This is a genomic window from Streptomyces sp. DSM 15324 (genome assembly GCF_001514285.1).
Classification (GTDB): Bacteria; Actinomycetota; Actinomycetes; order Streptomycetales; family Streptomycetaceae; genus Streptomyces.
On sequence record NZ_KQ949027.1, the window covers coordinates 457,981 to 470,911 of the forward strand.

A 12,931-nucleotide genomic window follows, 5' to 3' on the forward strand; every position below is an offset into this window, starting at 1 on the left:
GGCGGACGACCGGCGGAAGCCTGGCGGACCACCAGCGGAGGACGGGCCGACGACCGGCGGAAGCCTGGCGGACCACCGGCGGACGACCGGCGGAGGCCTCGGACGACCGGCGGAAGCCTGGCGGGACGACTAGCAGTCCCCCACGACTCCCTCCGCGCTCAGCCCGAAATGCAGCCGAGCCGCGCTCTCCAGCCCCGCCGAGCTGACCTCCCGCCGCTCCAGCCGGGACGCGGCGAAGACCGAGAAGTGGTCCTTCTCCCACCGCGCGTACCCGGCCCCGTCCGGCGGCTCCTCCTGGGCGACGACGCGATACCCCCCGCCCTCCCGGGCCAGCCGCATCACCTGGGGGTAGTGCGCCCCACCGCACTCCTGGAGCGCCCCGTCCCGCACGCCGTACTCCATGCACAGCGTGTCGACCCCGGCCCGCACCCGGTCCCCCTCCTGCCGCAGATCCAGGGCCTGCGCCTCGCAGAACCAGCGCGCCTCCAGCGCGGGCTCGCTCTCGCCGGGCCCGTCCCCCCGGGCCTGCGCCACGAGCCGCTCCTCGATCGCGGGGCGCACGGAGGCCCACAGACCGGCGTCCACGGCGCTCGACCCCCGCGCCCACGCGCCGGTCGCCACCAGCACCACCACCGCGCCGACGCCGGGTCCCCAGATGCGTACCGAAGTCACCGCGAACTCCTCACCGAGCCGCGCGCGCTGCGCGGCTTCCCCTGGGAAGACCGTCGAGAGGCGCTCGGGGTTGCATGCGCCGGACAGGGGACGGGGCTGCACCGTCATTTTTGAGCCATACCGACACAAGCGAACACGTCCTCACACCTTCCGCTTCACGGCAGCCACACGCAATCCAAGCGCGTTTTACAGGGGTACTGATCCATTCCGTTTGATCGAACCAGCAGAGTCAATTCACGCCACCCCACCCCGACCTCTTGCCCCAATAGTTGACGGTGTGAGGACAATGTCCGCCGCGACCATCGGCTCCGGAGGACCACCGGAGCACGACCAGTCGAACGATCGGGGGATCGTGTTGCCACGGGGGAACGGGCTTGACCCTGCCATCAGACAGAACACCGACCACAAAGGACGAGGGGACCACTACTTTCGCCTGCTCGATGTACCGCGATGGGTACTGGACGCAGACATGTCCCTTCTTACAGTGCGTGAATGCGAAATCCTCGTCGCCCTGGGCGACTGTCTGCAGAACACGGCTATAGCCAGCCGCTGCCACATCACAGAGCGAACGGTAAAAAAGCATGTCGCGAGCATCTTCTGCAAGTTGGAGATTTCGTCGCGCGCGGAAGCCGCCGTCATAGCGACGTGCAGGAAACGTGAGCTCCAGGCAACACGGTGTCCTAGTGGACACTAGTGTGTTTATCGTGAGCGTGACACCTTCGGTCGAGCACGAAACCCGAACGGAGGAGAAGACATGTCCGTATCCACCTTGGTACCGGAGTCCGTTGCGCACACGCACCGGATCACCTCGCGTGCCGTCGAGTCGGTGCAGGCCAAGGTCGACAGAGCGCTGGTCCGTTACGACGCCTGGTTCCTGGTGTTCATCGCCGTCATCATCGCCCTCGGCGCCACCCTGCTCGCCGGCATGGCGGTGTGGTGCGTCGTCTACAAGGGCAAGACGTTCACCGGTAACTGGGAGTACAAGAACTTCGGCCTGAAGGTCTACTTCGAGTGCAGGTAGCGGACGCCGCCAGGTAGCTGGCTGACGTCCTCTCAGCACGGTGCCCAGGCGGCCTGAATCCCGTTTTTTTGACCGTCTCAGGCCGCCTGGACACCATCTGAATTGCCGGACTCAGCGAAAGAGCGAATCGACTGTGACCCTCCTGGACGTCAAGAACGTCAGCTACTCCTACGACGGCATCGTCAACGTCCTTGCAGACGTGTCCTTCTCGGTCGGGAAAGGGACGATCGTCGGCCTGGTCGGCCCCAACGGATCGGGCAAGTCGACGCTCATCAAGAACATCTTCGATCTTGTGCGTCTACAGTCGGGATCACTCCGCATCGGCGGACACGAGCACGCCTCCGCGCGAGCGAAGTCCCTGGGCATGTATCTGTCCAGCAACGACTACCTGCCGGAGTTTCTCACCGCCCGTGAATACGTCTCCCTGATGGGGGACTTGTTCCGCGTCGAGGTGGATCACGCCGAAGCCGTCGGCCTGTTCCGCAAGTACTCGATGGAGGGACGCTACGACCACCTCATCGAGGACTACTCACACGGCATGCGCAAGAAGACCCAGCTGGTCTCCGCGCTCGTCATGCGCCGACCGCTCACCGTGATCGACGAGACGCTCAACGGAATCGATCTCGAAGCGCTCCACCTCAGCGAGCAGGAGTTCAGGCGCGTCCGCGACGAGGGCCGCTCCATCCTGCTGTGCACGCATGATTTCGCCGTCCTGGAACGGCTGGCCGACCGCATCGTCTTCCTCGACCTCGGGCATGTGGTGTACGACGAGTCGACGGAAGACCTGATGTCCGAACACGGCTCGCTGGCCACGATGGTGTTCGACTACATCGGATCGGACGAGCGATGACCCTACGGCTGCGGCATGCCGCCGTCCTGGCCCGGATGCTCCTTGTCTTCTTCCGACGCAGGGTGTTGAGGGCCGGAGTCCTCCGCTCCACCCCCGTGCGGGTGTTCGTGATCTCGCTGGCGGTCCTGCTCCTGGCCACCATGTGCGCCTCCGCCTACTTCTTCCTCAAGCCGCTGACCGGGAACAACGCCGTGTGGCGTCTGCTGTTCGACACCTCGACGGTCTCCCTGGTGCTGTGGGTGCAGATCGCCTTCCTTCTGGTGAAGGTCCTCTTCATCAACGCGGAGGGCATGCTCGAGCTCAGCTACCAACTGCCGGTCACCAACCGCGAGCGCTCGGCGGCATTCCTCATGTACGAGGCGACGATGACGGTGGTCGTGGCCGGCGCGGGTCTGGTCTCCCTCTCGGTGAGCGCCCTGTTTCTTCTGGGGCCCTCCGCCGTCCCCTACATCACCGCGTCCGTGGTGCTGCCCGTCGCGCTGACCTACCTCGCTCTGAGCATCCTCTTTCAACTGCTCGCCCGACTATGGACGTTGATGAGGCTGACACGGATCTCGAACGTGCTGTCCGTCCTCGCGCTGTTCGCTCTGCTGGCCGTGTACTCGGTGCAGATGACGGCGATGATCCCGGACATCAGCCAGGCGTATCTGCACAAGCGGACCCGGTACGAGTGGGTCACGTCCGTGTCCTGGGCATGGCATCGGTACGGCGGTGCTCCGACCCTCGCCGCCACGGTGCTCCTCGTGGCGATCCTCGTGATCCTCACACTCGCGCTCGCTCCGAACCAGCACGTCCGCCAGTCGCGCTACGTGAACGTCGCGGGCGGCCAGCGGCTGAGCGGCGCTCTGGGGCCGTACGACTGGTGTCTCCTGCGCAGCTCGCAGACCGTGGCCGGCGCGGCGATGGCCGTCGCCCTGTTCGTGTTCCTGCTCCTGCATCCGTCGGTGAACCCGATGTGGAGCTTCACCGTCTTGTCCCTGGGCGGGCTGTACCAGTTCACCGCTACCCAGCCGCTGAGGCTGCTGCCCGGTGCATCGTCCTCGGCCTGGCAGATCTACGGGCATCTGGTAAAGGCGCAGGTCGTCCTGCTCGCCGTGTTCGCCGTACCGGGGCTAGGAATTGTCCTCGCCGTCGATCCGGACCTTTTCACCGGGAGCGGATCGGCTCTTCTGGGCTGTCTCGGCGGTGCGATCATGACCACGTGCATCAGCGTGGTGTTCCCCGCAGAGAAAGACAATCCACTCTCCGTATTCCTGGGACTTTCCGTGGTCGGAATCATTCTGGCGGTCTCAGCCATCGGATTGGGCATGCTGCATCTTCCCTCATGGGCGGTATGGGGAACCCTTTCCGGAGCGTCGCTCCTGTTCGTCTGGTACGCGGTTCAGGGAATTCAGACAAGCGAGTCGAGGAGAAGGAATGAAACAGGCACAGTCGGTCGTGAAGTCCGTCGTAGGGGCCACCCTGCTGACCATGGTGACCGTGGCGGCAACGCTCCTGTACCTCATGTTCTCAACGGACGGTGACGGGACGATCCGCAAGGAGGCCCTCTTCGGGTCGCTGTTCTTCGAACAGAAGGAGAAGGCCGGCGGAGCGATCGGCGTCACCATGGGAGTGGCAAACCCCACGGCACTGATCTTCATGTTCCTCGTGTTCACCGTCATCCTGACATTCACCCAGATCACTTACCGGGGGTTGAAGCAGCGCCGTGAGCAGCTCATCAGGGAGATGGCCGAAAACTGAACGCAAGGTCTACGAAAGAGACGAACTCCGGATCGGTACAGTCGCCGTAGCGGTGGTCTCCCAGGTGTGGCCACTGCTGGCATTTCTGGGTTTTTTCCTGGCGACGGCGTTGGCCTATCTCGCGCGCTCGGGTGACCAGGTGCCGACTGAGATGGCGTGGGGACTGTTCGAACCGGCAGCCCTGGGCCTGACGGCTTCCTTCGCCCTGCACGAGTCAGCCCACGCGATCGCCCTCAAACGGATTCACTCAGTGACCCACATCGCGATGGACCGCGCGGCATGGCGTACGTCGGTCATCCCTGAAGGAACCATGACGGCACGCCAGATGGCAGGTGTGGCCCTGGTCGGGCCCGGATCATGCGTCGTCGTCGGCGCCCTCATATGGCTCTCGGACCTGGACCGGCCCCTGGCCTGGTGGTACCTCGCACACGCTGTGTTCCTGTTGCCCGTCTTCGGTGACGGCCGGGCCCTTCGTCACAGCCTCCGCATGGCACGGAAACAGCCATGCGGCGAGGACACGTCACCCAGAGCGCCGAAGGCACCGGCACCGTAGACCGCACGCTGATGTGCCGCCCCCGCGCCGGGCGCGGCCCCCTCCGCGGCCCCGACGGCTTCCCCGACGCGTGCGCCGGCTGCGACGGCACCGCACCGGACAGGCCGAACCCCCGATGGCCTCGGACTCCAGCTCGGTGAAGACCGCGATCACCTTCGCCGTTTCACGCGATAGGCGAACATGGATAGCGGCGCGCATCCCCGGCGCGCTGGCCGGAACGCCCTTTCGGCGCCGGGCACGGGGCATGGCCCGAGCCGTGGCAGGTGCGGTGTCTGTCACGCTGGAAATCCAACCCGCGGAGGTATGCGTGTCCTGCCTGATCGTCCAGTCGGACAAAACCCTGCTCCTGGAAGTCGACCACGAGCAGGCCGACGACTGCCGTCGCGCCATCGCGCCGTTCGCCGAGCTGGAGCGGGCGCCCGAGCACATCCACACCTACCGGGTGACCCCGCTGGGCCTGTGGAACGCGCGGGCGGCCGGGCACGACGCCGAGCAGGTGGTGGACGCGCTGGTGCAGTACAGCCGCTACCCGGTGCCGCACGCGCTGCTCGTGGACATCGCGGAGACGATGGACCGCTACGGCCGGCTGACCCTGTCCAAGCACCCGGCGCACGGGCTGGTGCTGACCACGACCGACCGGCCGGTGCTGGAGGAGATCCTGCGCTCCAAGCGGATCATCCCGCTGGTGGGCGCCCGGATCGACCCGGACACGGTCGTGGTGCACCCCTCGGAGCGCGGCCAGATCAAGCAGACCCTGCTGAAGCTGGGCTGGCCGGCCGAGGACCTCGCCGGGTACGTGGACGGCGAGGCGCACCCGATCGAGCTGGCGGAGGACGGCTGGGCGCTCAGGCCGTACCAGAAGCAGGCGGTGGAGAACTTCTGGCACGGCGGGAGCGGGGTCGTGGTCCTGCCCTGCGGGGCGGGCAAGACGCTGGTCGGCGCGGGGTCGATGGCGCAGGCGAAGTCGACCACGCTGATCCTCGTCACGAACACGGTCTCGGCCCGGCAGTGGAAGCACGAGCTGGTGAAGCGGACCTCGCTGACCGAGGACGAGATCGGCGAGTACAGCGGGACGCGCAAGGAGATCCGCCCGGTCACCATCGCGACCTACCAGGTGCTCACGACCCGGCGGAAGGGTGTCTACCCGCACCTGGAGCTGTTCGACTCCCGGGACTGGGGGCTCATCGTGTACGACGAGGTGCACCTGCTGCCCGCGCCCGTCTTCAAGTTCACCGCCGACCTCCAGGCCCGCCGCCGCCTCGGTCTGACCGCGACGCTGGTCCGTGAGGACGGCCGTGAGTCGGACGTGTTCTCCCTCATCGGCCCCAAGCGGTTCGACGCGCCGTGGAAGGAGATCGAGGCGCAGGGCTACATCGCGCCGGCGGACTGTGTGGAGGTACGGGTCAACCTCACCGACTCCGAGCGGCTGGCGTACGCGACCGCCGAGGCGGAGGAGAAGTACCGCTTCTGTGCGACGACCGCGACCAAGCGGAAGGTGACGGAGGCGATCGTGCGGCGCTTCGCGGGCCAGCAGATCCTCGTCATCGGCCAGTACATCGACCAGCTCGACGAGCTGGGGGAGCACCTCGGCGCTCCGGTCATCAAGGGCGAGACGTCCAACGCCCAGCGCGAGAAGCTCTTCGACGCGTTCCGGGAGGGCGAGATCAGCGTGCTGGTGGTGTCGAAGGTGGCGAACTTCTCGATCGACCTGCCCGAGGCGACGGTCGCCATCCAGGTGTCCGGCACCTTCGGCTCCCGCCAGGAGGAGGCCCAGCGGCTGGGCCGGGTGCTGCGGCCGAAGGCGGACGGTCACCAGGCGCACTTCTACTCGGTCGTCGCCCGCGACACCATCGACCAGGACTTCGCGGCGCACCGGCAGCGGTTCCTGGCGGAGCAGGGGTACGCCTACCGGATCATGGACGCGGACGAGCTGCTGGCCGGGGGCTGAGCGGTCACCGCCGGCGGCGGACTCCGGCCTCCTCGCCGTACTCGCCGAGGATGACGACGTCGAAGGCGGCGCCCACGAACACCCTGATCGCGTGCAGGGCGTCGCCGACGGGGTGACGGTGGGCGTCGGAAAGCGGAGTCGCGCCGGACGGGCGACCGGGGGCTGAGGTGAGGGTCGCTGCACTCATGTCTCCATGGTGCCGGGAGAGGCATAAAGGGGGCATCGGCCCCAGGTCCCCACTTGGCGTACTACCTGAGTACAGCCGCGCGGTACGGCTTCCCCTAGGGGGCGGGGGGTCGGAGCGCGTCCGGAGCGCGCCGGGGTGCGACCCGGGGGACCGGGGCCCGACCGGAGCGCGGCCCGAGCCCGGGGGAGACGGAAAAGCATTCGCCTTCCCCTTCCCCCTCCCCTAAAATCTCCGCTCTTGCCCGCCTCCCTTCACGGAGTGCCGCCGCCCGGACGGAAACCGGACGGCATCGCCGTAGCCCACCCCCAGCAGGCCCGGAGGCACCTCCTTGTCCACGTCCGTCCACGACGACCCCCTCGGCCGCGAGCGCGCACACCTCACCTCCTCCCGGGCCGCCCTGCGGGCCATGCGGGAGGACGTCGAGGCGCTCGACATCAGCGACGTCACCGCGAACTGGGTGAACGCCGAGGTCCTCTCGCGCCAGATCGACGAACGCATCAAGGCGCTCGCCGACCTGAGCGACACCCCGCTGTTCTTCGGCCGCCTCGACTATCTGCACGCCCCGGGCGCCGAACAGGCCGAGGGCGCCGAGGGCGAGCGCTTCTACATCGGGCGCCGGCATGTGCACGACGGCGAAGGCGACCCCATGGTCATCGACTGGCGCGCCCCGGTGTCGCAGCCGTTCTACCGGGCCTCGAAGAAGGACCCGATGGACGTCGCGCTGCGGCGCCGCTTCGGCTACACCGGCGGCGACCTCACCGCGTACGAGGACGAGCACCTCTCCGACCCGCAGGAGGCGGCCCGCACCAGCAGGCTGCTCCAGCAGGAGATCGAGCGGCCGCGTGTCGGTCCGATGCGGGACATCGTCGCCACCATCCAGCCCGAGCAGGACGAGATCGTCCGGTCCGGGCTCGGCGGGACCGTGTGCGTCCAGGGCGGTCCGGGCACCGGGAAGACCGCCGTCGGCCTGCACCGGGTCGCCTACCTGCTCTACGCGCACCGGGAGCGGCTGGCCCGCACCGGCACCCTCGTGATCGGGCCGAACAAGTCCTTCCTGCACTACATCGAGCAGGTGCTGCCCGCCCTCGGCGAGCTGACGGTCCGCCAGGCCACCGTGGACGACCTGGTCGCGCACGTCGAGGTGCGCGGCACGGACGAGGCGCCCGCCGCGGTCGTCAAGGGCGACGCGAGGCTGGCGGAGGTCCTGCGGCGGGCCGTGTACTCCCATGTCCGGATGCCCACCGAGCCGGTCGTCGTGGTGCGCGGCTCCCGCCGCTGGCGGGTCCCCGCGTACGAACTGGAGGACATCGTCCGCGAGTTGCTCGACCGGAACATCCGCTACGGCGCCGCCCGCGAGGCGCTTCCGCAGCGCATCGCGCATGCCGTGCTGGTGCAGATGGAGCGGTCCGGGGAGGCCCCGGACGACCGGGTGCAGGACGCGGTGGCCCGCACCAGCGCGGTCAAGGCGGCGGTGAAGGAGATCTGGCCGCCCGTGGACCCGGCGAAACTGGTGCTGCGGCTGCTCACCGACGCGGATTTCCTCGCCGCCCACGCGGACGGCATCCTCGACGAGGACGAGCAGAGGACCATCCTGTGGGCGAAGCCGGTCCGGAGCGTGAAGTCCGCCAGGTGGTCGGCCGCGGACGCCGTGCTGATCGACGAGACGGCCGACATCGTGGAGCGCACCCACTCGCTGGGCCATGTGGTGCTGGACGAGGCGCAGGATCTGTCGCCGATGCAGTACCGGGCGGTGGGGCGGCGCTGCACCACGGGCTCGGCGACCGTCCTGGGCGATCTGGCGCAGGGCACCACGCCCTGGGCGACGCGGAGTTGGGGCGAGGCCCTGGCCCATCTCGGCAAGGCGGACGGTGTGATCGAGGAGCTGACGGCCGGTTTCCGCGTGCCCACCGACGTCATCGCCTACGCCTCCCGGCTGCTCCCGCACATCGCTCCCGGGCTCGCTCCGGTCGCCTCGGTGCGGGAGAACCCCGGGTTCTTCGATCTCCGGCCGGTGGCCGGGGCCGCCGACGTGGTCGCCGCCTGTGCGGAGTTGCTGCGCCGTGAAGGGTCGGTGGGTCTGATCGCCGCGGACGCGCGGGTCGCCGCGCTGGCTTCGGCGCTGACGTCGGCGGGGCTTTCGTATCTGGACCCCGGCGAGGAGACGACCGCCGAGACCCGGCTGACGCTGGTGCCCGCGTCGCTGGCGAAGGGTCTGGAGTACGACTACGTCGTGCTGGACGAGCCCCGGGCGGTCGTGGAGGGGGAGCCGGACGAGCGGACGGGGTTGCGGCGGTTGTACGTGGCGCTGACCCGGGCGGTGTCGGGGCTGATCGTGGCGTATGCGGCGGCTCTGCCCGGGCAGCTCGTGTAGAGGTAGGTCGGGTGCGGGTGCGTCATGGCTGGTCGCGCGGTTGCGCGCGCCCGCGGTCAGCGTTCGTCGAGCACTTCACGCCATTGCCGGACCGCCTCGGCCGCTACCGGCCTCGACCAGCCTCCCGGCCTCGCCGCCCCTCCGATGTGGAAGGCCGTCACGCCCGCCTTCCTCAGGGTCGGTACGTGGTCCAGGCGCAGTCCGCCGCCGACCAGGAGTTGCTGGTCGCTCGTCCGGGACGCCTCCGTCAGCAGGGTCGGCAGGCCCGCGTCGACGCCCGCGGGCGAGCCCGCGGTGAGGTAGGTGTCCAGACCGGGGAGGTCGGCGAGTTGTTTGCGTACGGCGTCGCGGTCGGTCGCGTGGTCGATCGCCCGGTGGAACGTCCAGCGGCAGCCGGCCAGCTCCGCCACGACCCGCTCCACCGCGTCCAGGTCGGCCTGACCCGCCGTGTCGAGGAAGCCGAGGACGAACTCCTCCGCCCCCGCGGCCCGCAGCTCGCGGGCGACCCGCACCAGCCGGTCGACGTCCCCCGCCGCGAAGCCGTCCGCGAGGCGCACCATCACGCGCAGCGGGATGTCCACGGCGGCCCGGATCGCGGTGAAGACCGGCACGGGTGGGGTCAGGCCGTCCGCGGCCATGTCGGTGACCAGTTCGAGGCGGTCCGCGCCTCCGGCTCGGGCCGCGATCGCGTCCTCGGCGTCGAGGGCGATCACCTCAAGCACTGCACGCTCGCTCATGGGACCCCATTCATCGAGAAGCATCGAGAAGCACCGCGGAACATCGCCACAACAGGTCTAGTCCAGTTGTCTAGTCCAATTGCACCATACGGACGGACTCCGCGCGAGAATGAGCCCATGGCCGACCTCGACGCCCTGCGCGCCCGCTTCGCCCACGCCCTGGAGGCAGCCAGGGACCCGGCCGCCGACGGCCCCGACCCCGCGCCCTACGCCGACGCCCTCCTCACCCGCTGGCGGGAACCCCAGCGCCGGTACCACACCGTCGAGCACCTCTCGGCGGTCCTGGACCACATCGACGTCCTGCACGAGCACGCGGACGACCCGGCCGCCGTACGGCTCGCCGCCTGGTTCCACGACGCCGTGTACCTGCCCGACCGCTCCGAGAACGAGGAGCGCTCCGCCCGGCTGGCCGAGCGGGCCCTGCCCGAGGCGGGGGTCGGGGAGGCGAGGACCGCCGAGGTCGCGCGGCTGGTGCGGCTGACCGTCACCCACGACCCCGCCGACGAGGACCGCGACGGGCAGGTGCTGTGCGACGCCGACCTCGCGATCCTCGCCGCGCCGCCCTCCGCGTACGCCGCCTACACGGCCGCCGTCCGCGAGGAGTACCACTTCGTGCCGAACGACGCCTTCCGCGCCGGACGCGCCGCGGTCCTGCGTCAGCTCCTCGATCTGCCCCGGCTCTTCAGGACGCCGTACGGGGCCGAGCGGTGGGAGGCGACCGCGCGCTACAACCTGCGGTCCGAACTGGAGCTGCTCGCGTCGTGACGCGTATCCCCGGCCCCCGGCTCACCCTCGAAGGCGCCTCCCCCACCGCCCTCGCCGATCTCTGGTCCGGCGGCGACGGCGGCTACGACTGGCTCGGCGGCAGCCCGTACGACGGCACGCGCGACGCCGCCGGAATGGTGTTCCGGGCCCATGAGGACGGCGTCCTGCGGCCCGGCTTCGGGCTCTACGTCGTCGTACGCCGGGAGGACCGCCGGGCGATCGGCAGCATGGGGTTCCACGCCGCGCCCGACGAGGACGGGCGCACCGAGATCGGCTACGACCTCGTCCCCGCCGCCCGCGGCCACGGCTACGCCACCGAGGCGCTGCGCACCCTGGCGGGCTGGGCGCTCGCCCGAGACGACGTACGCCGGCTGTTCGCCACGGTCGATCAGGCCAACGCCGCCTCCCGCGCCGTACTCGAACGGACCGGGTTCGTCCGGGTCTGGGAGGGCGAGGGCGCATACGCGTATGAGCTGCGCGGCTGACCTCGTCCTGGCGTAGCCTGGGGCGATCTTCCGCCCTTCGGCTCCCCCCGCACCCCACGCGCTTCGGATAATTCCGGCACGGCCGCGCCGCGCACGGGCCGTGTACGCCGGGGGAAGCGGGGAGCGTCATGAGTCAGAACGGCCCGGCCACGCCGCCCGGACCGCCCGTACCGGACCCCCATGCCCGGCGGGGCGTGCGCTGGACCATCATCGGCATCGTGATCAGCACGGTGATCGCCCTGGTCAGCCTCTACTTCCAGGCCCAGCAGTCCAAGGGCGACATCGCGGACCCGCCGCCCAGCCCCGTCGCCGACTCCCCCGTCGGGCCGGGGCCCGCGCCCGTCGGCGAGAGCCCGGGCGGTGATCCACCCTCACCGACGCCCGGAGCCTCCCGTCCGGACGACTCCGGTCCGGACGGGGAGGGCCCGGACGACTCCAGCCCCTCGCCGTACTCCGGCGACGACGGCCTCACCCTCGCCGAGCACGACCTGCGCGACTCGCTCAACACCGACCAGTGGTCGCCCGACAGCTGCTCGCACACCCTGTGGCAGGGCGCCACCGCCGCCCTGTACTGCACGGTCACCACCGTCGACCGGTTCGGCGTCACCGGCACCGGCAAGGCCAGCGTCGTGATGTACGAGACGAAGACCGACCGGGACCGGGTCTTCCAGAGCTACGCGGGCACCCTGCCCGAGGGGAACTGCGAGGCGCAGATCAACGTGCGGGGCAGCTGGTCCGAGAACAACACCGGCCGGGCGGCGGGCGACGTCGTCTGCTTCCTGTCGACCACCGGGCAGTACGTCTTCCTGTGCAGCTACTACGACCGCCCCGCCCTGGTCCAGATCACCGGCCCCGACCAGAGCAGCCTCACCGCCTGGTGGCACACCATGGAGCCGGTCTTCACCGACTGACCCCGCCCTTGCGCCGGCGCAGCCCCGCCGCGTGCAGCAGCCGCACCACCTCCCGGCTGCCCACCTCGACCGCGCCCGCGGCGACCACCTCCGCGTACCGGTGGGAGGGGATGTCGTAGTGGTCCCGCTCGAAGGCGCGCCGGGGCACGCCCAGCGCGTCGGCGAACGCGTGCAGTTCGTCGTACGAGACATCGCTGACGAGGTGGGACCACATCCGGCCGTGGCCCGGCCAGTTCGGGGGGTCGATGTAGAGCGTCACGACGGCCTCATGAGGAACGCGCCCCGCCCGTCGCCGAGCCCAGCGCCCCCACGGCCGCGACCTTCACCCCCGCCTTGTGGCACACCCAGTGCGGATCGGGGCCCAGTTCGGGCTCGACGTCCAGGGCGTGCGGGTCGCCGGAGCCGCAGACCGGGCACAGCGGCCAGCGGCCGTACCGTTCGAGGAGCGCGTCCTGCACGTCCTGGGCCACCAGCCCGGCCACGTACGCCATCCCGTCCGGCCACTGCTCCACCCACCAGCGGCGCTGTACGACCGACTCCTCGACCATCGACACGACGTCCGCCGCGGCCACCTCGCCCGAGGCCAGATCGGCCAGCACGAGGGCGCGGGCGGTGTGCAGCGCCTGTTCGAGGGTGCTGACGGGGAGGCCGGAAGAATCCATGCACCCATTGTGCGCGAGCTTGACCACCC

16 protein-coding genes are annotated in these 12,931 nt (G+C 69.7%); 11 read left to right on the forward strand and 5 right to left on the reverse strand.

What is annotated here, in order from left to right; translation table 11 throughout:
• Positions 1-129: 129 nt before the first annotated feature.
• Positions 130-672 carry a hypothetical protein gene (locus AQJ58_RS18810; protein WP_067251845.1) on the reverse strand — a complete coding sequence of 181 codons (543 nt, stop codon included), beginning with the start codon at positions 670-672 and terminating at the stop codon, positions 130-132.
• Positions 673-1,141: 469 nt separating this feature from the next.
• Here AQJ58_RS18810 and AQJ58_RS45890 point away from each other — a divergent pair, with 469 nt between their 5' ends.
• From AQJ58_RS45890 to AQJ58_RS18840, 7 genes are all read left to right on the forward strand, one after another.
• Positions 1,142-1,366, forward strand: a complete 225-nt coding sequence (locus AQJ58_RS45890) for a response regulator transcription factor (protein ID WP_420712164.1) — start codon at positions 1,142-1,144, stop codon at positions 1,364-1,366.
• 60 nt (positions 1,367-1,426) lie between these two features.
• Positions 1,427-1,693 (forward strand): hypothetical protein, encoded by a 267-nt coding sequence (locus tag AQJ58_RS18815; RefSeq protein ID WP_079079021.1) that lies wholly within the window; start codon positions 1,427-1,429, stop codon positions 1,691-1,693.
• Between the two features lie 133 nt (positions 1,694-1,826).
• Positions 1,827-2,543 (forward strand): ATP-binding cassette domain-containing protein, encoded by a 717-nt coding sequence (locus tag AQJ58_RS18820; RefSeq protein ID WP_067251539.1) that lies wholly within the window; start codon positions 1,827-1,829, stop codon positions 2,541-2,543.
• Between the two features lie 95 nt (positions 2,544-2,638).
• Positions 2,639-4,066, forward strand: a complete 1,428-nt coding sequence (locus AQJ58_RS18825) for a hypothetical protein (protein ID WP_159056265.1) — start codon at positions 2,639-2,641, stop codon at positions 4,064-4,066.
• On the forward strand, positions 4,014-4,283 hold the full coding sequence (locus AQJ58_RS18830) for a hypothetical protein (protein WP_067251542.1): 270 nt from the start codon (positions 4,014-4,016) through the stop codon (positions 4,281-4,283). The genes AQJ58_RS18825 and AQJ58_RS18830 overlap by 53 nt, the downstream gene beginning before the upstream one ends.
• Before the next feature lie 52 nt (positions 4,284-4,335).
• Complete coding sequence (locus AQJ58_RS43355) at positions 4,336-4,836, forward strand: zinc metalloprotease (protein ID WP_067251544.1); 501 nt, start codon at positions 4,336-4,338, stop codon at positions 4,834-4,836.
• Positions 4,837-5,143: 307 nt separating this feature from the next.
• On the forward strand, positions 5,144-6,784 hold the full coding sequence (locus AQJ58_RS18840) for a DNA repair helicase XPB (RefSeq protein ID WP_067251546.1): 1,641 nt from the start codon (positions 5,144-5,146) through the stop codon (positions 6,782-6,784).
• 4 nt (positions 6,785-6,788) lie between these two features.
• Here the strand turns inward: AQJ58_RS18840 and AQJ58_RS18845 are convergent, their stop codons facing one another.
• Entirely contained in the window at positions 6,789-6,971 is a 183-nt protein-coding gene (locus AQJ58_RS18845; protein WP_199844611.1) for a hypothetical protein, read from the reverse strand.
• Between the two features lie 406 nt (positions 6,972-7,377).
• Between AQJ58_RS18845 and AQJ58_RS18850 the strand changes: the two genes are divergently transcribed.
• Complete coding sequence (locus AQJ58_RS18850) at positions 7,378-9,342, forward strand: HelD family protein (RefSeq protein ID WP_420712165.1); 1,965 nt, start codon at positions 7,378-7,380, stop codon at positions 9,340-9,342.
• A 56-nt stretch (positions 9,343-9,398) separates the two neighbouring features.
• Here AQJ58_RS18850 and AQJ58_RS18855 read toward each other — a convergent pair whose 3' ends face one another.
• The gene (locus tag AQJ58_RS18855; protein WP_067251552.1) at positions 9,399-10,079 is read right to left on the reverse strand and encodes a copper homeostasis protein CutC; all 681 of its coding nucleotides are present in this window, start codon (positions 10,077-10,079) and stop codon (positions 9,399-9,401) included.
• Between the two features lie 117 nt (positions 10,080-10,196).
• Between AQJ58_RS18855 and AQJ58_RS44480 the strand changes: the two genes are divergently transcribed.
• The 3 genes from AQJ58_RS44480 to AQJ58_RS18870 all read left to right on the forward strand — a co-directional run bounded on the left by AQJ58_RS44480 (position 10,197) and on the right by AQJ58_RS18870 (position 12,240).
• The gene (locus AQJ58_RS44480; RefSeq protein ID WP_067251554.1) at positions 10,197-10,844 is read left to right on the forward strand and encodes an HD domain-containing protein; all 648 of its coding nucleotides are present in this window, start codon (positions 10,197-10,199) and stop codon (positions 10,842-10,844) included.
• Positions 10,841-11,329, forward strand: a complete 489-nt coding sequence (locus tag AQJ58_RS44485; RefSeq protein ID WP_067251556.1) for a GNAT family N-acetyltransferase — start codon at positions 10,841-10,843, stop codon at positions 11,327-11,329. The genes AQJ58_RS44480 and AQJ58_RS44485 overlap by 4 nt, the downstream gene beginning before the upstream one ends.
• Positions 11,330-11,457: 128 nt before the next feature.
• Positions 11,458-12,240: a hypothetical protein gene (locus tag AQJ58_RS18870; protein ID WP_067251558.1), complete on the forward strand. Its 783-nt coding sequence runs from the start codon at positions 11,458-11,460 to the stop codon at positions 12,238-12,240.
• On the opposite strand, the gene AQJ58_RS18875 is transcribed toward AQJ58_RS18870, so the two are convergent.
• Both AQJ58_RS18875 and AQJ58_RS18880 read right to left on the reverse strand, forming a co-directional pair.
• On the reverse strand, positions 12,230-12,499 hold the full coding sequence (locus tag AQJ58_RS18875) for a DUF4031 domain-containing protein (protein ID WP_067251560.1): 270 nt from the start codon (positions 12,497-12,499) through the stop codon (positions 12,230-12,232). The genes AQJ58_RS18870 and AQJ58_RS18875 overlap by 11 nt on opposite strands.
• Positions 12,500-12,506: 7 nt before the next feature.
• On the reverse strand, positions 12,507-12,902 hold the full coding sequence (locus AQJ58_RS18880) for a hypothetical protein (protein WP_067251562.1): 396 nt from the start codon (positions 12,900-12,902) through the stop codon (positions 12,507-12,509).
• Positions 12,903-12,931 lie beyond the last annotated feature (29 nt).